We start from the raw sequence: 23310 nt of genomic DNA on the forward strand, positions 1-23310 counted from the left end.
CTTAATGGAGTACGTGCACTAACGCGTCAGGAGTTCGGACAGATCCGAAACCACAACGTCGGCCCCGTTGTCCAGAAGTGCCTGAGACTGACCCACTCGGTCGACACCGATCACGATGCCGAACGCGCCCGCGCGACCGGCGGCGACGCCGGCCAGGGCGTCCTCGTAGACGGCACAGCTCTTCGGGTCGAGCCCGAGCTGCTTGGCCGCGTACAGGAACGTGTCCGGCGCGGGCTTGCCCGGCAGGCCCTGTTCGCGGGCGGTTACCCCGTCCACGCGTACTTCAATCAGGTCGGCGATGCCGGCCGCCTCGAGGACGTCTTTGCAGTTGGCGCTGGCCGAGACCACAGCGCGGCGCAGACCGGCCTGCTGTGCGGCCTTGAGGTACTCCACGGAGCCCTCGTAGACCTGGACGGCGCCTTCTTGGATCTTCTGGAGAACGAGGATGTTCTTACGGTTGCCGAGGCCGTTCACGGTCAGCAGGTCGGGACCGTCGTCCGGGGTGCCCTCGGGCAGGGTGATGCCGCGGGACGCCAGGAACGTGCGGACGCCGTCGGCTCGTGGCCGGCCGTCGACGTACTGGTGGTAGTCGGCGCCGGAGTCGAACGGCACGAATTCCTGATCGTGCTGCGCCGACCACGCCTTCAGAAACGTGTCGAACGTCTGCTTCCACGCAGCATTGTGCACAAGAGCGGTCTGCGTGAGCACGCCGTCAAGATCGAAAAGGCATGCGGTTACGTGAGGAGGTAGTCCGAGCACCGGCCTAATGTAGTCGCACCGCGCCGTCGATGAGCCCGGAAGGGCACCTTCACATTCGTCCGGTGGTTTACACGCTGTTCAAAGTTCGATCCGCAAGCCGATCGTGGTACCGATCGGCCCGGTGGCCACAGTGACTTCGTCGCAGAGCTGATAGGCCAGCCAGATGCCGCGTCCGCCCACCTCATAGGTCTCGGGAACCTCGGGAGCGGACAGGTATCGCGCCGGAATGCCCGAGCCCGAGTCGGTGACCGAGCACCAGGCCGAGTCGCCGGCCGTCCACAGCAGCAGGCGACCGTAGCCACCGGCGTGCAACACGACGTTCGTGACGATCTCGTTGACGGCCAGGATGTAACCCTGAAGCCGGTCGCCGGTCAGCCCCACCCCACGCAACCGCGCTGTCACCTCGTGGCGCACGAGGGCGATCTCGTCCCGGGCGAAACGGCGGTCGAGCAGGTGGCCGGCGGCGCCCGATGGAGGGACGGCTGAGCCCGACGACTCCACGCTCGGAGCCGAACGCACTCTCTGGCCCAATCTCTCCTCCACCGTGGTGCAGCTTACGCGGTGTGCCGCCCCAGTGGCACCACGCGCCTGCGAAACAAAACCCGGAAGGGGACTAGCGCCAACCCACGTCTATGCGTGCGCCTCGGCCGTCGAAGAAGTGCAGGGCGTCCATCCGGACGGCGATGTTGAGCGGGTGGCCGGGAGAGATCGCCGGGTAGGGCGCGAGCCGGACCGCCAGCTCGGCCGTGCGGCGGGAGTGCCGGCCCGGGTCGAGCACATTGTGCGGCTCGGACTCGCGGGTCTGCACCGCGGTGGCGCCCCCGCGCCCGCTGAGCCGGCGCTGGAGGGCCCCGCTGAGCCGCCGGAGGGTGCCCGGCTCCGCCACGTCCTTCGGCGCGGCCGGGCCCAGCTCGTCGATCACGATCGCGGTGGCGCCGATGTCGAGGTAGGCCAGCGACTCGTGCCCGTGGTGCTCGAGGTAGCGGATGCGGCCGCGGAGCACGTCGCCCGGCGTGTCCGGCGCGACCGGGGTGAGCGCCTCGGCCCGCAGGCCGACCACGATCCGCTCGCCGTGGTAGTGCGCCACCGCCCGGCTGCGGATGTCGTTCCAGGGCAGATACAGCGCCTGCTCGCCGAAGTTGAGCTCGATGTAGCGCTCGAGGTGCACGAAGACCGAGGCCTCGAGCAGGTTCATCCGGGGCGAGCCGAGGAACGCGGCGACGTAGAGGGTGGCCGGTCGGCCGTACACCTCGGTGGGCGTGCCGACGTCCTGGAGCACCCCCTTGCGCATGATCGCGACCCGGTCGGCCATGGTGAGCGCCTCGGCCTGGTCGTGCGTCACGTACATGGTGGTGACGCCCAGCTCACGGGTGAGACCGGTGATCTCGGCGCGCAGCTCGGCCCGGAGGCCGCTGTCGAGGTTGGACAGCGGCTCGTCCATGAGGAACAGGCCGGGGCGGCGCACGATCGCGCGGCCCATGGCCACCCGCTGACGCTGGCCACCGGAGAGCTGGCTCGGCTTGCGCCGCAGGACGTCCCCTATACCGAGGGCCGACGCCACGTCACCCACCCGCTCGCCGCGAGGACTCGGCTCCACACCGGACAATTTGAGGGGAAACCCAATATTGTCGCCAACAGTCATGTGCGGATATAGCGCGAAATCCTGGAAAACCATGGCAATGCTGCGATCGCGCGGCGCCAATTCGAGGACCGGGTCGCCGTTGAGCAGGATGTCCCCTTCGGAGGGATCCTCCAGGCCGGCGATCATCCGAAGGACCGTGGACTTGCCGCAGCCCGACGGGCCGAGCATGACCAGGAATTCACCGTCGTCGACGTCGAGACTCAGGTGGTCCACGGCCACCGTGCCGTCGGGCCAGACCTTGGTGACGTCTTTGAGCGAGACGGTCGACACCGCCTACCTCCCCTACCGGGCGCATAAGTGTGATCCCGGTCCCACTACGGTCCGCGACCCGCCCTATTCGACGAGGAGTATCGATGTAACGCCATCGGGTGAACGTGCCATTTGCTGAGGGTAACTACGCGATTACCGGTTTTCATCCAGAAATACCCGGCGAACGACGCGTTCCGCCGCATGTCCGTCGTCCAGATAGGAGAAGCGCGCGCGGAAGGCCGCCCGTGCGGCCGTGGCTGAATCGTCCGCGTACGACCGGGAAGTAAGGATTTCCACCAGAGCGTGATAGTCGGTGGCCACCGCGCCCGGCGGCTGGGCCAGCAGGTCGAAATAGGTGCCCCGCAGCTCGCGGTACACCTGCCAGTCGGGCGCGTAGATGACCACCGGCCGGTCCAGGACGGCGTAGTCGAACATCGCCGACGAGTAGTCGGTGAGCAGCACGTCCGCCGCCAGATAGAGATCCTCGACCACGGGATGACCGGAGACGTCCATGATCCGGCCACCGTCCGACGGCGCCTGCCCGCTCACCTCGGCCGGCACGTGGAAGTAGTGCTCCCGCACCAGCAGCACGGTGTCGGAGCCGAGCTCGGCGGCGAGCCGCTCGACCTCGAGCACGTGGCTGCCCGCGGGCAGCCACTCCCGGTGCGTCGGCATGTAGAGCACGACCCGGCTGCCGGGAGCGATGCCGAGCCGGTCGCGCATCGCCGCCACCTCGGCCGGGGTGGCCCGGGCCAGCCGGTCGTTGCGCGGGTAGCCCACCTCGAGCGTCTCGAAATCGCACGGGTACGCCGAGTCCCACGCGACAGTGGTGTGCGCGTTCGCGGTCACGCTGAAGTCCCAGCGGTCGGCGCGGCGCATCTGACCGGCGAAGTCGTGGTCGGTCACCGCGGCCGGATGGTCGAGCTGGTCCATCCCCATCATCTTGAGCGGCGTGCCGTGGTGGGTCATCACGTGCGTGGTCCCCCGCCGCTTCACCATGCGGTGCGGCCAGTTCACGTTGTTCACCAGGTAGCGGGCCCGGGCCAGCGCCTTGTAGTACGGCAGGGTGCCGGCCACCACGTGCGGCGTGCCGGGCGGCAGCGCGGCCTCACGGGCGTGACCGACCACCCAGACCTGCCGCAGGTGCGGCGCCAGCTCGGCCGCCTTCTCGGCGATCGCGGCCGGGTTGCAGCTGACCCCGCGGAACCAGTAAGCCGCGTACAGCGCCAGCGACTGATCCACCGGCAACCGCAACTGGAGCTGGTAGTAGAGGCGCCCGAACGCCTGCCGCGACCGCCGGCCGACATAGCCGGTCGCGCCGCGGGCCACCCGCTGACCACGGCGCGCCGTCTTGACCGAGGATTCGAAGAGCTTGAAGGCGCCGTACGAGCCACGGGCGACCAGTTTGTAGCGCACCCCCTCGCCGCCGGAGGGCATCGGGTAGCCGGCGGGCGGCAGGTACTTGCGGTACATCTCGTTCATCCGCGCGAAGAACCGTGCCCGCGAGCCTCGCGGCACCCGGGCATCGTGCCGCAGCACGGCCAGGAAGTGCCAGATCATCCGGCGGAAGAGCAGGCCGCGCACCTCGTCGCTGGGCGACGCGTACTCGCCGCACAGGGCCAGCGCGTGCTCCCAGTGGCCGAAGACCTCGAAATGCCGGTCGTCCTTGGTCCGGGTGATCGCCCCGGTACGCCGCTGCCGGTAGTGCACGCAGGTCCGGGGCAGCGCGCTGATCCGTGGGGCGGCGAGCATCACCGGGAAGCTGAACGACACATCCTCGTACCACCCGGCCTCGAAGACGAACCCGAGCCGCAGCAGGAAGTCCCGGCGCACGACCTTGTTCCAGGCCACGTGCAGGATCTCGAGGACCTGGGGCCACTCCTCGACCGAGAAGACCTTGGGCGCGGCCGACAGCTTCTTGGTGGCCGAGCCGGTCTGCACGCGGCCGTCCCAGTAGACCCGGTCCCAGCCGACGAGCAGCACGTCGGCGTCGGTCGAGCGCAGCCGAGCGGCGACCGCGGCCAGCGAGCCCATCGACAGCCAGTCGTCGGAGTCGACGAACCAGACGTACTCACCGGTGGCGTGCTCGAGGCCGAGGTTGCGGGCCCGGCCCAGGCCGAGGTTCTCCGGCGCGGTCACCACCCGGACGCGGGGGTCCCGCGCCGCGTACTCGGCCAGGATGGCGCCGCTGTTGTCCGGCGAGCGGTCGTCGACCGCGACGATCTCGAAGTCGGTGAACGACTGGCTCAGCATGGAGTCCAGGCATTGCCGAAGGTAACCCTGCACCTTGTAGACCGGTACGACGATGCTCAGCAGTGTCACGGGCGGGTGCCACCTGTCCGCCAGTCGGCGATCGCGTTGATCAGGAACGAGCCGCCGACCAGCGCGGCCAGCACAGCGGCGCCGGCGGTGCCGAGGCCGGCCAGCGCGGCGGCGGTCAGAAGCACGACACGACCGTCCCAGCCGAGCAGGGCGCCGCGGGCCTTACCGGCGGGCGCGCCCTTCTCCATCCGGGCCACCAGGTCGTAGTGCCTCAGGGTGAGCGTGAAGATCAGCAGGTAGGTGACCGGCGTGGGTACGTCGCCGGCGATGCCGGCCGCGACCACCATCAGGTACTCGGCGGCACGCAGCCCGGCCGGGATCAGCCAGTCGAGCGGACCGCCGTGCCGCGCCCGGGCCGGAAGCCCGGCCGCCAGGACCAGCAGCGCGGCCACCGCCAGCAGGACCTTGGACGGATCACCGGCCAGGAAGACGATCACGGCGGCCAGCGCCACGACCGCGGCCAGCGCCGCGAAGATCAGCGGCGCGGGCAGCCCGGCCCGGCTGATCACTTCACGGACGAGGAGACCGTCGTCGCGGAATCGGCCCGTGTCCACTTTGTCGAGGACGCCGACGCGCATGGAGAAGGCCCGCAAAGACCTCAGAGCCAGGGTGTACGCCAGGGCGAGCACCCCCCAGGCGAGCATGCCGGCCAGCGCGATCCGCCCGTTGGTGAAGATCGCCAGAACGGCGAGCAGCGCCCACCGCTCGCCGATCGGGAAGACCACGATCCGCTTCAGCCAGTACGCCAGGGACCCCGTGTCGCCCTGCACCTTGGTCGAGGCGGCGGTCAGCCGGGCCCCGACCCCGCTCGCGGCCCGCGGCTTCGGATGGGCGGCGGCCTCGTCGTGCAGGGCGCCGTACCAGGCGTCGGTCATGTGCCGGACGGTCTGCAGCACGATCGCGGCGATTGCGAGCGGCCACGCGTACGGCAGGCCGATCCGCTCGGCGCCGGCGGCGAGACCGGCGTAGGCGACGTATTCCTTGGCCCGGTCGGCCATCGTGTCGAGCCAGCCGCCGAAGGCGCCGAACTGACGCGTGTAGCGGGCGAGCTGCCCGTCGACGCAGTCGAGCACGAAGCTCAGATAGATCAGAACGCCGCCGGCGATCATCGCGGGCCGGGAGGCCTGCCAGAAGCCGAGCGCGGCGGCGACGGCGAGCAGCACGGAGAGCCCGGTGACGGCACTCGGCGTGAGTCTGAGTCGCGCGGCGGCCTTGGTGACGATCGGCGACCAGGTGCTCACGGCGTACGTGGTGAAGAAGTCGTCCTTCTCCTTGACGGCCAGCCGCAGGCGAGCCTTGTCCTCGTCGACCGCGTCGACGGCGGCCCGGGCCGCGGCCAGCTCGGCCTGGTCGTGCACCAGCGCGCCCCGCAGCAGCCGCACCGGGGTGGCCACCGGAACAAGCCCCGCCTCGAGCAGCGCCGGAAGCAGATCGCCGGAGTCGGCGGCCTCGGCCAGCACCGGCAGATCGGCCGGCGCCACACAGATCGCACCGAGATAGCGCACGGTTCCCGGCCCGTCACCAGCCGGCAGCAGTTTGCCCCGGTCCTCCCGCAGGTCTCCGGCGGGATCCGCGATCACCAGCGCGGTGGTCCGCTTGGCCGGCTCGGTGGCCAGCATCCAGAGCAGGCTCGGATGCGCGACGAGATTGTCCTCGCAGACCAGCACCGCCTCACCGGCCGCCTGAGCCCGCCCCACGATCTCGCGAAGCCGCACCCCGGCGCTCATGCTGGAGGCGCCATCGGCGCCCACGTACGCGGTTGCGCCGATCCGCTCGACCTCGGTGGCGCCGGCGGCGCGCAGGGCCGCGGTCAGCTCGTCCGCGAGCCGGGCCGCGCCGGCCGGGTCGAGGCCATTGCCGGGGCCGGTGTGCAGGACAGCCAGCGTCACCGGAGCGTCACCGCTTGCCTCCTCGTCACGGCGTCACGACCACGGCGTGAGCCGGGCGTAACACATCGTCGAACCGCCGCGGCATCACACCGAGGGCCGGAAATCGGCACCCAGGTTAACAGCGGAAGGCGCGGGGGTACGGGTCACCCTTACGGGAGCCGGGCCGCCCATCTCCACCTGCGGACCGAGGGCGCACGGTCACGGCGCCCCTACCGTCGAAGTACGGCCACAGCACAACGCCGAGGCCGTCAGTCAAGGAGGAAGTCATCGTGACTCGCCGACTCGCCCGCCCCCGGAACGACCGCTGGATCGCCGGCGTCTGCTCCGGCCTGGCCCGCCGCTTCGGCCTCTCCGCCGGCGTGGTCCGCCTGATCTTCGTCATCTCCTGCCTGCTGCCCGGCCCGCAGTTCATCGTCTACCTGATCCTGTGGGCCCTGCTCCCCAACGAGTGACCCGGCCGACGCAACGAAACGGCCGCGTGCCGCGTCTGAGGAGATGACCCCCGGCTCGCGGAGGACCCAGCCCCTCCGCGTGCCGATGACCGCCGGACGCCGTCGACCCCGCCCCCGGGCCGGCGGCGTCCGGTGTTTTCCTACGGACTGTCGAAGGCCACCGTGACGGTCGAGTAACCCAGCCTCGTGAAGAGGCTGCGCAGCATCTGCTCGGTGTTCTGCTTGGCCCGGTCGGACAGCCCGCTCGACTGGGCCGCCTCGGTGATCCGCTGCTGGGCCAGCGCATACACCTTCTGCTGCTTGCCCGGGTCGCTCTTGAAGGCGTCACCGATCCGGTCGAGCAGCCCGCGCTGCTCGGCCACCACGTAGCTCTTCTGCATGTCGAGCGCGGCCGATCCCTGATCCGGCGCCGGCAGCGTGATCGTGACCGTCTTCTTCTCGTTGTCGACGACCAGCGCCTCGTCGGCGAGCTTGCTGAAGTCGACATACTGCTCGACGGTGCCGGACCCGACGAAGAGCGTGCGCCGGTTGATCAGGAAGTCGGGGATGTTCTCCCGGTCCTCCTGGAGGTCGACGATGACCTGGAAGGTGCCGTCGGCCGCCACGTACCGGCTCAGGTCGCGCATCGACTGCAGCAGAACCGGCTGACTGCGGTCGGTGGTGCGGTCGCTGAACGGGTTGTCGAAGCTGGGCAGCACGTTGATCGCGCGCAGCCCCAGGCAGGCCGCCACGAGCAGCGCGAAGACGAACCCGGTGAAGATGAGCAGGCGTGCGAACCCGCTAGGCCGAGAAGGCTGCTCCGGCGGCGCCGGCGGAGTCGACTCCTCGGGGACGGGGGGATATTCCCGCGTGGGCTCGGTGACACCCGGCGAGACGTCCGATGAGTTGGCCATACCCTCACGGTACGAGCCGGGTACGACACTTGCAGTCAACGCTCAGGCGAAAGCGTTCAATCCGGTCAATTTCTGGCCGATCACCAGCTGGTGGATCTCGGAAGTTCCCTCGTAGGTGAGGACACTCTCCAGATTGTTCGCATGGCGCATCACCGGATATTCGCCGCTGATGCCGTTGCCCCCGAGGATGGTCCGGCAGGTGCGGGCGATCGTGATCGCCTCCCGCACGTTGTTGAGCTTGCCGACGCTGACCTGCTCGGGCCGCAGCGCGCCCGACGAGTCGCGCAGCCGGCCCAGATGCAGCGCGAGCAGGAAGCCCTTCTGCAGCTCGAGGGTCATGTCGGCCAGCTTGGCCTGGGTCAGCTGGAAGCCGCCGATCGGGCGGCCGAACTGCTCGCGGGTGGTCGCGTAGTCGAGCGCCACCGACAGGCAGTCGCGGGCCGCGCCCATCGCGCCCCAGATGATGCCGAAACGGGCTTCGGTCAGGCACGAGAGCGGCGCCTTGAGACCGCGCGCCTCGGGGAGGCGGGCGCTGTCCGGCACCCGTACCCCGTCAAGCGTTATCTCGCCCGTGCTGGACGCGCGCAGCGACATCTTGTGCTTGATCTCGCGGGCCGCGAATCCGGGCGTATCGGTCGGCACGGCGAAGCCGACCACGCCCTCCTCGGCCCGGGCCCAGATCACCGCCACGTCGGCCACGGGCGCGTTGGTGATCCACATCTTGCCGCCGTCGAGGATCCAGTCGCCGCCGTCGCGGCGGGCCCGGGTCGCCATGTTGGCCGGGTCGGAGCCGTGGTCGGGCTCGGTGAGGCCGAAGCAGCCGATCAGCTCACCGGCCGCCATGCCCGGCAGCCACCGCTGCTTCTGCTGTTCACTGCCGTGCTTCCAGATGGCGTACATGGCAAGCGAACCCTGCACGCTGACCAGGGAGCGCACCCCCGAATCGGCCGCCTCCAGCTCCATGCAGGCCAGGCCGTACGCCACGGCGGAGGAGCCCGCGCAGCCGTACCCCGTCAGATGCATGCCGAGCAGGCCGAGCTTGCCGAATTCCTGGGCCAGCTCGCGGACCGGCACAGTGCCGCTCTCGTACCAGTCGGCGACGTGCGGGCGTACCCGATCATCAGCCACCCGGCGGCAGAGGGCGCGGATGTCGCGCTCCTCGTCGGAGAGCAACGTATCGACGTCCAGGAGATCCAGCGGAGTCACCATGACCGTCAACCTAGCGGAAAGTCAGCCCTCGACGACCAGCACGCGAGCGTGGATCTGGTTGCGCTGCTGCAGAGCCGCCCGCAGCGCGCGGTGCAGGCCGTCCTCCAGGTAGAGGGCGCCCTTGTACTCCACGACGTGCGGGAAGAGGTCGCCGTAGAACGTCGAATCCTCGGCCAGCAGCTTGTCGAGGGCCAGCTCACGCTTGGTGGTGATGAGATCGGCCAGCCGGATCGGCCGTGGCGGGATCTCGGCCCACGCCTTGAGGGTCGTGTGGTGATCGGGATAGGGGGCACCGTCCCGGACCGCCTTGAAGATCACCCCGGAGCCCCCTTTCTCACCAACAACCTCAGCCTATCCCCACTGCATCAAGCCCATCGGCCATGATGCACCACATCTTCCACCGGACGGTGCCCGCGCTTGAGTGACGGAGACCTCTTGTCGGTTGCCCGATAGCCGACCGTGAGCGTACCGATCGGGGTGTACTCGTCCGGAACCCCGAACGCGTCCTTGACCGCCGGCACCTTCGGCACCGGCACGCCGAAGAAGCACGAGCCGAGCTCCTCGTTGACCGCGCTGAGGTGCATGAGCAGGGCGGCGAAGCCGGTGTCGATGTCCCAGTAGGGCACCGGCCAGTGCTGTTCGCTGCGGTCCGTCCAGCCCTTGTCGGCCTGCGCGTAGCGATCGAGGTAGACCGACTTGTTCGAGAAGCAGACGATGATCACCGGCGCGGTCCGCATCCGGGTCAGCCAGTCGCCCTTCCACGCCTCGTCGGCCGCGGCGTCGCCGAGGTCGCCATCGGTCGTCGACGACCAGTACAGGTCGCGGTCCTTCTGCTCGGTGAGGACCAGGAAGCCCCAGCCCTGCGAGAAACCGGCGCTGGGCGCGCGCAGACCGTGCTTGACGATCTTGTCCACGATCTCCGGCGCGACCGGGCGGTCGGGGTCGTAGCTGCGCACCATCCGCCGCTTGCGCAGGACGTCTTCGAAGTCCATCAGGCCCGGATCCCCCACGAGGCGGTCCACCGCTCGCCGGGCGCCAGCACGATCAGGTCACGGCCGGTCCGGAACGCGTCGGGCGGGCAGGTCATCGGCTCGATCGCCACCGAGCGGCGGAACCGCTCGCCGTGCAGAGTGTCACCCGAGAAGACCTGCCAGTACTTGAACTTGTCGTCGGCCCAGACCACGACCTTGGCGTCCGAGTCCGGGTCGGCGATGGTCACCTCGGTGATGCCGTCCGCGCCGTGCTCGATGTCGCCGAAGGTGGTGTCGAGGATCAGGTCGCCGATGCGCCGGGGCTCGTTGAAGTCGTACTCCGTGCCGGCGACCGGGTTGGCGCCGATCGGCAGCAGCCGGCCGTCGGCCACGATCCGGGTCTTGCCCGGCACGTGCAGCAGGATGTCGTCGACGGCGACGCCGGGCAGCTCCAGGTACGGGTGCACGGAGTAGCCCCAGGGCGCGTTGGAGTCGCTGTTGTTGACGACCTCCTGGTCGCAGCGCAGCCCGTCGGCCGACACGGTCCAGGTCGAGCGCAGCGTCAGCCACCACGGGTAGCCGATCTGGGCCGGCAGCTCGAACTGCAGGGTCACCGACGACGCCGTACGGGAAACCTCGGTCCAGCGGGCCCAGTTGACCAGGCCGTGGATGGCGTTGTGCCGGGCCGGCTCGGTCAGCGGGAGCTGGTAGGACTGCTCCTCGAAGGTGTACTTGCCGTCCCGGATCCGGTTGGGCCACGGGGCCAGGATCTGACCGGCCGAGGCCGGGGAGAGCTCGCCGGTCTCGAAGCCGTCCAGCACCTTCACGCCGTTGGCGGAGAAGCCGCGCAGCGTGCCGCCGACCTCCACCACGACGGCGCTGTGCCCGTCGGCCTCGATGGACCACTGAGTGCCGGATTTCGCGGCTACGACGCTTGTCATGGCTTGGACATTATCTGTTCGCGCTTTCCTCGGTGCCGGCCGGCGGCTTGTAACGAATCAGAGCGGGGAAGACCAGGGCCAATACGACCGACAGACCGGCCGCCACGAAGCCGCCGCCGGCCCACGACGCGGTGGTCGACGTGAGGTCGGCGGTGGCCCCCGCGCGCAGGTCGCCCAGGCGCGGGCCGCCGGCCACCACGACGGTGAACACGCCCTGCAGCCGGCCGCGGAGCCGGTCGGGGGCGTAGACCTGCAGGATCGACTGCCGGTAGACCGCGCTGACCAGGTCGGCCGCGCCGCCCACGGCGAGCAGCAGCAGGATCAGCCACAGGCTGTGCGCGAGCCCGGCGAAGCCGATCGCGAGGCCCCAGGCGACCACGGCGGCGACCAGGGCGACACCCTGCCGTTTGACCCGCCCGATCCATCCGGAGAACAGCCCGGCCACGACCGAGCCGATCGCGATCGCGCTGAACAGCCAGCCCACCGCCTGGTCACCGCCGAACCGGTCGGCCGCCACCTCGGGGAACAACGCCCGCGGCATGGCGAAGACCATGGCGATGATGTCGACCGCGAACGACAGCAGCAGCACCGGCTGGGTGATGAGGAACCGCAGGCCGACCAGGACGCCGCGCAGGCCGGCGCTGGGCCGCTCCTCGGTCAGGTCGTGCTCGACCGGCGGGATCGACGGCAGCCGCCAGGTCGCCCAGAACGACACCGTGAACAGCACCGCGTCGACCAGGTAGGCCGCGATGATGCCGCTGTCGGTGGAGGCCGCCGCGAAGATCACGCCGGCCGCGAGCGGGCCGAGGACGCCGCCGGCGGTGGTGGTCGTGTAGGCCAGCGTGTTGGCCGCCGGCACCAGCCCGCCCGGCACGATCCGCGGGATGATCGCCTGCCGGGCCGGCGAGCTGATCGCGAAGCCGGCCGACTGCAACGCGACCAGCGCCAGCAGCAGATAACCGCTGTTCACGTGCAGCAGCGCCTGCGCCAGCAGGCCCAGCGTGGAGATCCAGGCAAGCGTCGAGCTGGCCAGCAGCAGCTTGCGCCGGTCGACCACGTCGGCCGCGGCGCCACCCCACAACCCGAAGATCAGCAACGGCACCAGGCCGGCCAGGCCGAGCAGGCCCACCCAGGCCGACGAATGCGTGACGGCGTACATCTCGATCGGCACCGCGACCGAGGTGAACTGGAAACCGAAGAACGAGACCCCGTTTCCGATCCACATCCGCCGATACGCGACGACGCGGAGCGGCCTGAGATCGATGAACCAGGACTTCCGTTCGCGCTCCTCGACGGCCTCCGCGGCCGCTTCGACAGCGTCCTGGCTCAAGGTGCCAACCTTTCCAAAACCCACAGACCTTCTTCGGTACGGCGGTAGCGCAGCCGGTCATGCATGCGGCTGCTCCGCCCCTGCCAGAACTCGACCGTCTCCGGCGACACCCGGAACCCGCCCCAATGCGGGGGCGCCGGCACCTCGCCGTCCTCGAAGCGCTCGGTGACCGCGGCGAGACTGGCGTCGACCGACTCCCGATCGGGCACGACCGTGGACTGCGCGCTCGCCCAGGCACCCAGCTGCGATCCGCGGGGCCGCGACGAAAAGTACTCCTCCGTCTCGGCCCGGCTCACCCGCTCCACCGCACCGACCACGATCACCTGCCGCTGCATGGGAAACCACGGGAAGACCAGGCTCGCGTACGGGTTGGCGGCCAGCTCGGCGCCCTTGCGCGACTCGTAGTTGGTGAAGAACACGAAACCGCGCGTGTCGTACTCCTTGAGGAGGACCGTACGCGCCGACGGGTGACCCGCCGGGGTGGCCGAGGCCACGATCATGGCGTTGGGCTCGGGCAGGCCGAAGCTGGACGCCTCGATGAACCAGGCGCCGAACTGTGTGGTCCAATCGGCGGCCATGCCGGACTCGAGCAACGCCTCGCGAGCGGTGTAGTCCCGCCGCATGCTCGCGGGCGTAGGTTCGACGGTCACGCAACGACCGTAAGTCCCCTCGCCCGCCACGTCAGGTCGGTGAGGATGGGTGTCGCACAGAGCACATACCGAGCGCATCATGCGGTGTCGACCTGCCGTTACCCAGCGAGCAAGATGAAACACCTACAGCATTCGCCCCCAGGGAGAGTCGTGGCCTTCGAGACCGAGATCGCCGAGCCGGATCGGGACGGTAGCGCGCTGCGGTACCGCGGCGTCGACATCGAGGACCTGATCGGCCAGGTCTCCTTCGGTGACGTCTGGGGGCTGCTGGTCGACGGCCGGTTCGGGCCCGGCCTGCCGCCCGCCGAGCCGTTCCCGGTGCCGGTGCACTCGGGCGACATCCGCGTCGACGTGCAGTCCGCGGTGGCCATGCTGGCGCCGTACTGGGGCCTGAGCCAGCTGCTCGACATCGACGACGATCAGGCCCGCCGCGACCTGGCCCGGGTGTCGGTGACCGCGCTGTCGTTCGTCGCGCAGGCCGCGCGCGGGCTCGGCCTGCCCGCCGTACCGCAGAAAGACATCGACAAGGCCGGCACGATCGTCGAGCGCTTCATGCGGCGCTGGCGCGGCGAACCCGACCCCAAGCACGTCAAGGCGGTCGACGCGTACTTCATCTCCGCCGCCGAACACGGCCTGAGCTCCTCCACCTTCACCACCCGGGTGGTCGCCTCGACCGGCGCCGACGTGGCCGCCTGCATCTCGTCCGGCATCGGCGCGCTCTCCGGCCCCCTCGACGGCGGCGCACCGGCCCGCGTGCTGCACATGCTCGAGGAGGTCGAACGGACCGGCGACGCCGAGGCGTACGTGAAAGGTGTCCTCGATCGTGGCGAGCGCCTGATGGGCTTCGGCCACCGGGTCTACCGCGCCGAGGACCCCCGGGCCCGCGTCCTCAAACGCACGGCCCGCGAGCTGGGCGCGCCACGCTACGAGGTGGCCATCGCGCTCGAACAGGCCGCCCTGGCCGAGTTGCAGGCCCGCAAGCCGGACCGGCCCCTGCCGACGAACGTCGAATTCTGGTCGGCCGTGATCCTCGACTTCGCCGAGGTACCCGGCCACATGTTCAGCTCCATGTTCACCTGCGCCCGGGTCGCCGGCTGGAGCGCGCACATCCTCGAACAGAAACGCCTCGGCCGCGTCGTGAGCCCGCACGCTCACTATGTGGGACCGCAGGTCCGCAAGCCGCAGCAGGTCGAAGGCTGGGACAAGCTCCGCGCATAATGCTCTGCGTGACTGACATCCGGATTCCTGACGAGATCAAGCCGGTCGACGGGCGCTTCGGCTCCGGGCCGAGCAAGGTGCGCCCCGAGGGCGTCGAGTCGCTGTCCGCGGTGTCCCGCACGTTCCTCGGCACGTCCCACCGGCAGAAGACCGTCAAGGACCAGGTGGCCCGCCTGCGGCGCGGCCTCGCCGAGTTCTTCTCGATCCCCGACGGGTACGAGGTGATCATCGCCAACGGCGGCACCAGCGCGTTCTGGGAGGTCGCGACGTTCGGCCTGATCCGCGACCGGGCCCAGTTCGCCGAATTCGGCGAGTTCGGCGCGAAGTTCGCGAAGGCCGTCAGCGACGCCCCCTTCCTGAGCACCCCGACGATCCACAAGGCCCCCGGCGGCCAGGCGGCCTACCTGACAGCCGAATCGGGCGTCGACACGTACGCCTCAGTCCAGAACGAGACCTCGACCGGCGTGGCCGTACCCGTCCGCCGCGTCCCCGGCGCCGACGAGGGCGCCCTGCACCTCACCGACGCCACCTCGGGCGGCGGCAGCCTCGACGTCGACCTGCGCGAAACCGACGTCTACTACCTGGCCCCCCAGAAAGCCCTCGGCTCCGACGGCGGCCTGTGGATGGCCCTGATGTCACCGGCCGCCCTCGAACGAGCCTTCGAGATCAAGGCGACGGGCCGCTACATCCCGCAGTTCCTCGACCTGGTGACCGCCATCGAACAGTCCCGCCTCGAGCAGACGTACAACACGCCGGCCCTGGCCACGGTCTACCTGGCCGCCGAACAGCTCGACTGGATGAACGCACAGGGCGGCCTGGCCTGGGCGGTCAAGCGCAGCGCGGAGAGCGCGGCCGCCATCTACGGCTGGGCCGACAAGTCCACGTACGCCACACCGTTCGTGACCGACCCGGCGCTGCGCTCAGCGGCCGTAGCCACGATCGACTTCACCGAGGACATCGACGCCGCCCACCTGGCCAAGATCCTGCGCGCCAACGGCATCGTCGACACCGAGCCCTACCGCAAGCTGGGCCGCAACCAGCTGCGGGTGGCCCTCTACCCCACCGTCGAGCCTTCCGACGTAACCGCCCTGACCACCTCAATCGACTACGTCGTCGAGCGCCTCTGACCCGCCCCCACCCCACACAGCCCGCCCTCCCAAGGGGGACCCCCACCACGAGAGCCACTTTCGCGGATCCCACCAAGATCGTGTCCCCACCCTGTGGACAAAGCACGAGTGTGGATAACCGCACGCATCCCTCGAAGACGCGCTAACGAACCGACAGCCGAACCGCGAACATCGGCCCCGCAAGCGCAAGCCCCGCAAGCGCAAGCCCCGCAAGCGCAAGCGCAAGCCCCGCAAGCGCAAGCCCCGCAAGCGCAAGCCCCGCGAGCGGAGACGCTAAAGGCAAGCGCTGCGAACCAGTGACGTCGCAAAGCGAGGGATGGCGCGAGCGGACGTGCCGCGAACCGGGCGGTGCTGGAAGTGAGCCGGAGCCAGAGCCAGAGCCGGCACGAAACGACGGGCGCCGCCAGCGGAAGTGCCGCAGCCGGGCGATGCCGAAGGCAGGCGCCGCGAACCAGGGCCGGCCCGAAACGAGAGACCCGCGAACGGAAGTGCCGCAAGGCCGGCGGTGCTGGAAGCAAGCGCTGCGGACGAGACGACACGAGCGGGTTCGGCGCCGGAAGCAAGCGCTGCGAACGAGAGGCGCCGAGAGCCAGAGGCGCCGAGAGCCAGAGGCGCCGAGAGCCAGAGGCGCCGAGAGCCAGAGGCGCCGAGAGCGAGAGACGCGCGAGGGGCAGTACCGCAGCCGAGAGCGCTACCAGCAAGGGACGCCGCACGAGGAAGTACCGCAAGCCGGGACAGTGCTGGAAGTAAGTGCCGCCGGCGAGGGACGCCGCGAGCTGCCGGGCCGTGGCCCGGGTTGGCCATGCAACAACGCGAGAGCCGCGCCGCGGCCTTGAGTTGCAGCGCGCCGCGCTGTGGGGCACGGTGGAGTGCCAGTGCTTTTGGTCACTCGGCGACGCGTACCTCTGCGGGTTTTTCATGATCATTGCAGCTCAGCGAAGTTGCCCGGCGTGGCTTACCCCCATCGGGTGACCGGGGAGCGTACCGTGTTCCGAAACGCGCCCGGGTGGCTGAGTCTCGGGAGCACGGGCCAACGCGACGGGACGGAGGCAACGCATGCGGCCGGTACGCTTCGTCGCCCTCTCCGAGGACGGTCAGGCCATGGTGCTCGCCGACGAGGTCGGCCGGCTCCTGGCTCTTCCCATCGACGACCGGGTCCACGGTGCGCTCACCCACGAGGGCCACGCCGCCCCCGCGGGCACGGCCGTGGCCGTCATGACGCCCGAGGCGCAGCAGGCCTCGCTCTCGCCTCGTGACATTCAGGCCCGCATCCGGCAGGGCGAGTCCGCCGAGGATGTCGCGCGTATCGCCGGCGTTCCGGTCGACCGTGTTCTGCGGTATGCCGGTCCGGTGCTCCAGGAGCGCGCCATGCTGGCGCAGCACGCGCGCCGTACCCGGTTGAAGACGTCGGATTCCGGTGCCCCGCTGGCCGAGGTGGTCGATAGCCGCCTGGCCCAGCACGGCATCGACACCGAGAAGATCTCCTGGGACGCGTTCCGGCGTGAGGACGGCACGTGGCGCATCGTCGCCACCTGGCCGTCCGGCAAGGCCACGGCGCAGGCCATCTGGGACCTCGACAAGGGCCGCCAGGTTGTCTCGCCCCACGACGACATGGCGCAGTACCTGTGCGCCGAGCGCCCCACCCAGATTCTCGGCCAGGAGCCCGCGCCCGAGCGGGCTTTCACCGAGCGCGGCGGTCACGGCCTGCCCGGTCCGTCGCGGTCGGCCGAGCCCACCCGCGGCGGTCACGGCCTGCCCGCGGCCGAGACGCCCAGCCAGCGCCCCGCCCGTGACCCGATCCGGGCCGGCCGTGACGCCCTGCTCGCCTCGCTCGACCGTCCGCTGGGCCAGACGCCCGGCCGCAGCCTCGACAGTGGGCCGTCCGAGCAGCGCCGGCCGGTCGCCGGTGGTGCCGCCGCCCTGCTCGGTGGGGGTTCCGGCTCGGCCTTCGACGAGGACTCCGACCTGCCCAAGGAGGTGCCGGCCGTTCCGTCGCTGGCGGTTCTGCGCCCGCGGCGCACGGTCGGCCAGCAGAGCGGTGGTCAGCAGACCTCCTCCGAGACCGACGAGGCCAAGCCGCGTAAGCGCCTCCCCAGCTGGGACGATGTGCTCTTCGGCGGCGGCCCCGCGGCCCGTGAGTCGTCCTGAACCGTCTTTTCGTAGCGGTTTTCCCTCCGCCCGGCGAGCTGCACGCCCTTCAGCGCGCGCTGCCGGCCGGCGGGCGGGTCTCCCCGACCGCGAAATGGCATGTCACCCTGGCCTTCCTGGGTGACGTCCCCTCCCCGGAGCCGGTCGCCGCGGTTCTGGCCGCCGTGCGTTCTCCCGGCCCGTTCACGCTGCGCCTAGCCGGCAGCGGCCGGTTCGGCGCCGCCGAGTGGCTGGGTGTCGACGGCGACCGGGACAAGCTGACCACGTTGCACACACGGATCCGGGAAGATTTGGCCACGGCCGGGTACGCCCTCCAGGACCGGGCGTTCCATCCGCATCTGACCGTCTCGTACCATGCCGACAGCGCCCTGCGGAAAGCCCTGGGCAACTACGTGGGCGAGCCGTGGCCGGTGACCGACTTCTCGCTGGTCCTGAGCCACAACGGCCAGTACGTCAAGATCGGCTCCTGGCCGCTCTAACGGAGCTCCAAGCCGGCCGCCTCGAGCTCGCACTCGACGCGGACCCGCTCCAGCTCACGGTCCATGCCGGCCAGGGGGCGCAGGTTTTCCGGCACGCCCAGGCATTCGCAGGCCATGCAGAGCCTTTCGTCGTACGCCGACAGCACCGCCGCCGTCCATTTCCGGGAGCCCAGGGATAGGCCTCCCCGCTGTTCGCGATGGAGCCGGCGCAGGTCGAAGGCGAGCTGTTCGATCGGCGCCGGGCCACGCCGGGCCAGCGCCGCGACGGGGTCGTTGCGCTGAAGATGCCGGTCGAGACGGTGCAGCTCACGGCTCTCCGGGGAGTGCCGGGCCGCGTCTCGCCGCCGGCGGGCCTCGTCGTGCCGGATCGCTGTCGCCACCGCGTACGGGACGGAGATCAGAACGACGAGGGCCGCCGTGAGCACAGCAATGTGCACGAGGGCCACCAGAAGACGCTAAATCGGCGGCCCCCCGAACTGGAATACCCGTTCGGCGGACTTGGCCTGCCAAATACCCGTCAGGCGGCCCGGGCGAGCGCCGGCTCCGCGCCGTCGGCGGTGGACGGCGGCACCAGGGTGAGGCGCGGCCGGGGCCGCAGCGTCATCTCGAGCCGTTCCCCGCTGCTGCGCAGCTGCCACACCAGGGCGAACGCCGAGGCCACGAAGCAGACGATGCCGGCCACCCAGATGCTCGACGCCACCCCGTACTTCTCGCCCCACCAGCCGGCCAGGGAGGCGCCGATCGGCGTCGTACCCAGGAAGACCAGCACGTAGAGCGCCATGACCCGGCCCCGGAACTTGGGGTCGACGCCCATCTGGACCCGGTGGTTGGCCGCCTGGGCCAGGAAGATCGAGAAGAAGCCGGTCGGGAAGAGCACGATCATGGCGACCACGAAGTTGGGTGTGAAGCCGACCGCGAACTCGAGCACGCTGAAGATCAGCGCCGCGCCGATGACCAGGTAGACGCTGGGCCGCTTGCGGCGGGCGCTGCCGGCCAGGGCGCCGCAGAGCGCGCCGGCCGCGAGGGCCGTGGTGAGCAGCCCGAAGGAGGACGCTCCGGCGTGGAAATTGATTTTCGCGAGGGCCGCGAGGGTCACCGGGAAGTTGAAGCCGATCATGCCGATGACGGCCATCAGGCAGATCGGGACCATGAGATCGGGCCTGCGGTACGCGTACTTCAAGCCGTCCAGGATGCGGGTGTCCTTCTTGCCGGACGGGGCGGATCGCAGCAGCTCCTGCGGGCGCATCGCGGTGTAGCTGAACACCGGCGCGATGGACAGCGCGGTCGCGATGAGGAAGACCGGCCCGGTGTCGAAGACCGCCAGGGCCACGCCGGCCAGCGCCGGGCCGCCGACCCGGGCCGTGTTGAAGGTGGCCGCCGAGAGCGCCAGCGCGTTCGGCAGCAGCGGCATCTCGACCAGCTCGGAGACGAACGACTGCCGTACCGGCGTCTCGATGGAGTTCGCGATGCCGAAGAGCCCGGCGAACAGGAACACGTGCCAGAGCACGACGTGCCCGGAGGCGACCAGGATCGCGAAGACGATGGCGGTGGCCGCGAAGACGGCGTTGGCCGCGACCAGCAGCTTGCGCTTGTCGTAGCGGTCGGCGAGTTTGCCGCCCCACAGTGTCAGCAGCAGGACGGGCAGGAATTGCAGGGCGGTCACGGCCCCGAGCGCGCCCGGCGAATTGTTCGACAGGTCCAGCACGAGCCAGTCCTGGGCGGTGAACATCATCCACACGCCGACGAGCTTGACCAGCTGGCCGGCCGTGAACAGCCGGTAGTTGCGAACCTTCAGCGAGCTGAAGGTGGTGTTGAGCACTGACCGCACTGGGTGGTGCCTCCTGTTCGGTCGTACGCGTCATCGTCACGTGACGAAGCGCCGCGCCGAAGGAGGACCGTCAGGCCCGCGAGACCTTCTGCAGGACCTCGGTGGCCTGGGCCAGGATCTCCCGTTCGCCGGGGGTCAGCTCGGCCAGCTGGTTGGCCAGCCATTCGTTGCGAGCCTTCTCGAACTGGGCGTACACCGCCCGGCCCTCCTCCGTGGCCGCCAGGATGACCTGGCGGCCGTCGGTCGGATGCGGCGAGCGCACGACGAGCCCGCGCTCCTCCAGCTTGCCGACGATCTTGGTCATCGTCGGCGGCTGGACCCGCTCGACATCGGCGAGCTCACGAGGAGTCAGCGCGCCGGCCAACTGAAGGCTGGTCAGCGCGGACAGCTGACTGAACGTCAGATCGCCGATCGGGCGGGCTTGCCGGACGCGCCGGTTCAGCCGCTGAATCGCCTCACGCAGCGTCCTGGCCAGCTCCTCAGCTGTGCCCTGCTCGGCTTCTTGACCGCGCTCAGCCGCCACCGGCCACTCCATCACGATTCTTAGCTTAGCTAATGAGCTTGGCTAACGACATTGATTTCGCGTGTAACCGCCGTTACAGGATCCAGCTCTCCAGCGGGCCCCTCAAGAAGTACAGGACGAACAGGGCCGCGACGCCGTACAGGATCGGGTGGATCTCGCGGGCCCGGCCCGTGGCGATCTTGAGGACGGCGTACGAGATGACGCCCGCCCCGATGCCGTTGGAGATCGAGTAGGTGAACGGCATGAACGTGATCGTCAGGAAGGCCGGGATCGCGATCGTGTAGTCGGTCCAGTCGATCTGCCGGATCGACAGGATCATCAGGAAGCCGACCACCACCAGCGCGGTCGACGCCGCCTCGAACGGCACCACCGAGACCAGCGGCGACAGGAACATCGCCAGCAGGAACAGCACGCCGGTGACCAGGTTGGCGGCGCCGGTGCGGGCGCCCTCGCCGACGCCGGCCGCGCTTTCGATGTACGAGGTGTTGCTGGACACGCTGGCCGCGCCACCGGCGGCCGCCGCGACCGAGTCGACGAGCAGGATCTCTCGCGTCCGGGGCGGGTTGCCGTCCTCGTCGAGCAGGTCACCCTCCTGGCCGACCGCGACCATGGTGCCCATCGTGTCGAAGAAGTCGGTGATCAGCAGGCTGAAGATGAACATGATGACGACCAGCCAGCCGGCCCGCGACCAGGAGTCGAGAACGTTGAAGTGGCCGATCAGCGAGAAGTCGGGCGAGCTGACGATCTTCTCCGGCAGCTTCGGCACGTTCAGCGACCACGTCTTCGGGTGGGCGATCGCCTCGACGACGATCGCCAGCACGGTGCTGCCGAGGATGCCGATCAGGATCGCCCCGCGCACCTTGCGCACGAAGAGGATCAGCGTGAAGAGCAGACCGATGACGAAGACGAAGGTGGGCCAGCCGGCCGGCTTGCCGCCGATGCCGAGCTCCACCGGCACCGTCGAGTTCGCCGCGTCCGGCACCCGGCGCACGAAGCCCGCGTCGACCAGGCCGACGATCATCAGGAACAGGCCGATGCCGACGCCGATCGCGGTTTTGAGCTGCGTCGGCACGGCCCGGAAGACCAGCGTGCGCAGGCCGGTGAGCACCAGGATGGCGATCAGCACGCCCTCGATGACGACCAGGCCCATGGCGTCGGCCCAGGTCATCTCCGGGGCGATCTCGTACGCCACGAGCGCGTTGACGCCGAGGCCGGCGGCCAGCGCCAGCGGGAACCGGGCGACCACACCCATCAGGATCGTCATGACGCCGGCGACCAGGGCCGTTCCGGCGGCCAGGGCCGCGATCGGCAGCGTCTTGTTGTCGCCGTCGACACCGCCGCCGAGAATCAGCGGGTTCAGGACCACGATGTAGGCCATCGTGAAGAAGGTGGCCAGGCCACCGCGGATCTCGCGCCCCAGCGTCGAACCCCGGGCCGAGATCTCGAAGAAGCGGTCGAACGCGGTCAGCATGCGCAACCTTCCCGATCATCGAAGACGTCGGGGGTCATGCTCTCAGCAACAATGACCTGCGCAAAAACGAAACGATGTCGGCCCGGTCACAAGACCCCACCGGTGATCTCCGCGCACCTATCCTGGCGAGGTGACTGAACGCAAGCCCCCGGTCGAGCCACTGGACCCACCCATGGTCCCCTTCGCGCTCGCCGGCCTGGCCGGTTTCGCCATCGCCGCCCTGATCGTGTGGCTGGCCGACGGCCCGGACAGGTGGCTGGAGATCTGCGTCGCGGGGTTCCTGGTCGGCATCCCGGGCCTGATCACGATGATCGTGCACGACCGGCACCGCAAGCGGCGCCGGTCGATCACCAACGCCGAGTTCCGCGTCATTTCCTAGCTGTGGCCGAGCTCCTCGGCGGGCTCGGTGTCCTCGACCGAGCCGTGACCGCGGCTCACCGCCACCGACTCGACCTCGCTGTCGTCGTACACCGTGGGCAGTTCCTCGACCGGCTGCTCCGCCGTGCCCAGCAGGGCCTCGGAGTGGGCGCCGCAGCCGTGGTCGGAGCTCACCGCGCGGCCGTCGTCGGGCGCGTAGAGGTTGCCGCAGACGCCGAACATGGACCGCAGCGACCCGGCCAGCGGCAGGTAGAAGCCGCAGGTGCCGCAGCGGGCGTTGCGCGGCGCGGCGACCGAGATCGGCGCCTCCGGGCCGGACTCACCGTCATACCACCGCTGGGCCGTCTCGATCCGCCCCTCGCGGGACATCACCCGGGACCGGCCGAGGCCGAGCTCCCAGCTGACCTCCTCGACCGCGGGGTCGTCGCTGAGCACGTAACCCTGGGCGAGCCGCTCGTCGTCGGGCGCGGTCGGCATGAGATCGCCGACACCGAGGTCACCCGGCTGCACCCGCTCGTTCCAGGGCACCCAGCCCGGGGCGAGCAGCGCGTCGGGGCCGGGCAGCAGCACGGTCTCGCAGACCGTGACATGCCGGCTGCGCGGCACGCGGGTCACCGTGACGGCCCAGCGCCAGCCGCGGTAGCCCGCCAGGTGGCTCTCGAAGAAATGGGTCACCACGCGGTCGCCCTCGGCGATCGCTTCCAGGTGGTCCCCGACATCCTCGGGATCCACCTCGGTGATTGCCCCGCGCGCGACACCGACCGCATCGGCGCAAACTTGGTCGAGTCGGGCGGCGCGTGTGGTGGTCCGAGTCGTCACCTATCCATTGTC

The 23310-nt window shown here is 70.0% G+C and carries 23 protein-coding genes; 6 read left to right on the plus strand and 17 right to left on the minus strand.

What is annotated here, in order from left to right; translation table 11 throughout:
• Positions 1 to 18: 18 nt before the first annotated feature.
• The 5 genes from AB0C26_RS13445 to AB0C26_RS13465 all read right to left on the minus strand — a co-directional run bounded on the left by AB0C26_RS13445 (position 19) and on the right by AB0C26_RS13465 (position 6861).
• On the minus strand, positions 19 to 759 hold the full coding sequence (locus AB0C26_RS13445; RefSeq protein ID WP_360246395.1) for a beta-phosphoglucomutase family hydrolase: 741 nt from the start codon (positions 757 to 759) through the stop codon (positions 19 to 21).
• A gap of 78 nt (positions 760 to 837) precedes the next feature.
• Positions 838 to 1278 (minus strand): ATP-binding protein, encoded by a 441-nt coding sequence (locus AB0C26_RS13450; protein ID WP_360246397.1) that lies wholly within the window; start codon positions 1276 to 1278, stop codon positions 838 to 840.
• 94 nt (positions 1279 to 1372) lie between these two features.
• Positions 1373 to 2671 (minus strand): ATP-binding cassette domain-containing protein, encoded by a 1299-nt coding sequence (locus AB0C26_RS13455; protein WP_360246399.1) that lies wholly within the window; start codon positions 2669 to 2671, stop codon positions 1373 to 1375.
• A gap of 132 nt (positions 2672 to 2803) precedes the next feature.
• Positions 2804 to 4972, minus strand: a complete 2169-nt coding sequence (locus tag AB0C26_RS13460) for a bifunctional glycosyltransferase family 2 protein/CDP-glycerol:glycerophosphate glycerophosphotransferase (protein ID WP_360246401.1) — start codon at positions 4970 to 4972, stop codon at positions 2804 to 2806.
• A complete protein-coding gene (locus tag AB0C26_RS13465; protein WP_360246403.1) occupies positions 4969 to 6861 on the minus strand; it encodes a DUF5941 domain-containing protein in 1893 nt (630 codons plus the stop codon). The genes AB0C26_RS13460 and AB0C26_RS13465 overlap by 4 nt, the downstream gene beginning before the upstream one ends.
• A gap of 269 nt (positions 6862 to 7130) precedes the next feature.
• Between AB0C26_RS13465 and AB0C26_RS13470 the strand changes: the two genes are divergently transcribed.
• The gene (locus AB0C26_RS13470) at positions 7131 to 7313 is read left to right on the plus strand and encodes a PspC domain-containing protein (protein WP_360246405.1); all 183 of its coding nucleotides are present in this window, start codon (positions 7131 to 7133) and stop codon (positions 7311 to 7313) included.
• A 140-nt stretch (positions 7314 to 7453) separates the two neighbouring features.
• On the opposite strand, the gene AB0C26_RS13475 is transcribed toward AB0C26_RS13470, so the two are convergent.
• From AB0C26_RS13475 to pdxH, 7 genes are read right to left on the minus strand one after another with little or no spacing between them, the layout of a single operon-like run.
• Positions 7454 to 8206, minus strand: coding sequence for a DUF4230 domain-containing protein (locus AB0C26_RS13475; protein ID WP_360246407.1), 753 nt, complete (start codon positions 8204 to 8206; stop codon positions 7454 to 7456).
• 42 nt (positions 8207 to 8248) lie between these two features.
• Complete coding sequence (locus AB0C26_RS13480) at positions 8249 to 9412, minus strand: acyl-CoA dehydrogenase family protein (RefSeq protein ID WP_360246550.1); 1164 nt, start codon at positions 9410 to 9412, stop codon at positions 8249 to 8251.
• Between the two features lie 24 nt (positions 9413 to 9436).
• A complete protein-coding gene (locus AB0C26_RS13485; RefSeq protein ID WP_089296050.1) occupies positions 9437 to 9733 on the minus strand; it encodes a type II toxin-antitoxin system VapB family antitoxin in 297 nt (98 codons plus the stop codon).
• A 47-nt stretch (positions 9734 to 9780) separates the two neighbouring features.
• The gene (locus tag AB0C26_RS13490) at positions 9781 to 10407 is read right to left on the minus strand and encodes a nitroreductase family protein (protein ID WP_360246409.1); all 627 of its coding nucleotides are present in this window, start codon (positions 10405 to 10407) and stop codon (positions 9781 to 9783) included.
• On the minus strand, positions 10407 to 11327 hold the full coding sequence (locus tag AB0C26_RS13495) for an aldose 1-epimerase family protein (protein WP_360246411.1): 921 nt from the start codon (positions 11325 to 11327) through the stop codon (positions 10407 to 10409). The genes AB0C26_RS13490 and AB0C26_RS13495 overlap by 1 nt, the downstream gene beginning before the upstream one ends.
• 10 nt (positions 11328 to 11337) lie before the next feature.
• The gene (locus AB0C26_RS13500; protein ID WP_360246413.1) at positions 11338 to 12657 is read right to left on the minus strand and encodes an MFS transporter; all 1320 of its coding nucleotides are present in this window, start codon (positions 12655 to 12657) and stop codon (positions 11338 to 11340) included.
• Positions 12654 to 13280, minus strand: a complete 627-nt coding sequence (gene pdxH, locus AB0C26_RS13505) for a pyridoxamine 5'-phosphate oxidase (RefSeq protein WP_360246552.1) — start codon at positions 13278 to 13280, stop codon at positions 12654 to 12656. Before pdxH ends, AB0C26_RS13500 begins: the two co-directional genes overlap by 4 nt.
• Before the next feature lie 141 nt (positions 13281 to 13421).
• On the opposite strand from pdxH, the gene AB0C26_RS13510 reads away from it, so the two are divergent.
• From AB0C26_RS13510 to thpR, 4 genes are all read left to right on the plus strand, one after another.
• Positions 13422 to 14525, plus strand: a complete 1104-nt coding sequence (locus AB0C26_RS13510) for a citrate synthase 2 (protein ID WP_360246415.1) — start codon at positions 13422 to 13424, stop codon at positions 14523 to 14525.
• Positions 14525 to 15652 carry a phosphoserine transaminase gene (gene serC / locus AB0C26_RS13515; protein ID WP_360246417.1) on the plus strand — a complete coding sequence of 376 codons (1128 nt, stop codon included), beginning with the start codon at positions 14525 to 14527 and terminating at the stop codon, positions 15650 to 15652. The genes AB0C26_RS13510 and serC overlap by 1 nt, the downstream gene beginning before the upstream one ends.
• Before the next feature lie 1056 nt (positions 15653 to 16708).
• Positions 16709 to 17800 carry a septation protein SepH gene (gene sepH, locus AB0C26_RS13520; RefSeq protein WP_360246419.1) on the plus strand — a complete coding sequence of 364 codons (1092 nt, stop codon included), beginning with the start codon at positions 16709 to 16711 and terminating at the stop codon, positions 17798 to 17800.
• Positions 17797 to 18279, plus strand: coding sequence for an RNA 2',3'-cyclic phosphodiesterase (gene thpR / locus AB0C26_RS13525; RefSeq protein WP_360246554.1), 483 nt, complete (start codon positions 17797 to 17799; stop codon positions 18277 to 18279). Before sepH ends, thpR begins: the two co-directional genes overlap by 4 nt.
• Here thpR and AB0C26_RS13530 read toward each other — a convergent pair.
• From AB0C26_RS13530 to AB0C26_RS13545, 4 genes are all read right to left on the minus strand, one after another.
• The gene (locus tag AB0C26_RS13530) at positions 18276 to 18725 is read right to left on the minus strand and encodes a hypothetical protein (RefSeq protein WP_360246420.1); all 450 of its coding nucleotides are present in this window, start codon (positions 18723 to 18725) and stop codon (positions 18276 to 18278) included. The genes thpR and AB0C26_RS13530 overlap by 4 nt on opposite strands.
• Before the next feature lie 71 nt (positions 18726 to 18796).
• A complete protein-coding gene (locus AB0C26_RS13535) occupies positions 18797 to 20107 on the minus strand; it encodes an MFS transporter (protein ID WP_360246422.1) in 1311 nt (436 codons plus the stop codon).
• Positions 20108 to 20177: 70 nt separating this feature from the next.
• The gene (locus AB0C26_RS13540) at positions 20178 to 20642 is read right to left on the minus strand and encodes a MarR family transcriptional regulator (RefSeq protein WP_360246556.1); all 465 of its coding nucleotides are present in this window, start codon (positions 20640 to 20642) and stop codon (positions 20178 to 20180) included.
• Positions 20643 to 20703: 61 nt separating this feature from the next.
• Positions 20704 to 22101 (minus strand): NCS2 family permease, encoded by a 1398-nt coding sequence (locus tag AB0C26_RS13545; RefSeq protein WP_360246423.1) that lies wholly within the window; start codon positions 22099 to 22101, stop codon positions 20704 to 20706.
• A 130-nt stretch (positions 22102 to 22231) separates the two neighbouring features.
• Between AB0C26_RS13545 and AB0C26_RS13550 the strand changes: the two genes are divergently transcribed.
• Positions 22232 to 22480, plus strand: coding sequence for a DUF2530 domain-containing protein (locus AB0C26_RS13550; protein WP_360246425.1), 249 nt, complete (start codon positions 22232 to 22234; stop codon positions 22478 to 22480).
• On the opposite strand, the gene AB0C26_RS13555 is transcribed toward AB0C26_RS13550, so the two are convergent.
• Positions 22477 to 23298, minus strand: coding sequence for a DUF3027 domain-containing protein (locus tag AB0C26_RS13555; protein ID WP_360246427.1), 822 nt, complete (start codon positions 23296 to 23298; stop codon positions 22477 to 22479). The two genes, AB0C26_RS13550 and AB0C26_RS13555, sit on opposite strands and share 4 nt — an antisense overlap.
• Positions 23299 to 23310 lie beyond the last annotated feature (12 nt).

This window comes from Actinoplanes sp. NPDC048796 (assembly GCF_040650035.1).
In the GTDB taxonomy this organism is placed as follows: Bacteria; Actinomycetota; Actinomycetes; order Mycobacteriales; family Micromonosporaceae; genus Actinoplanes.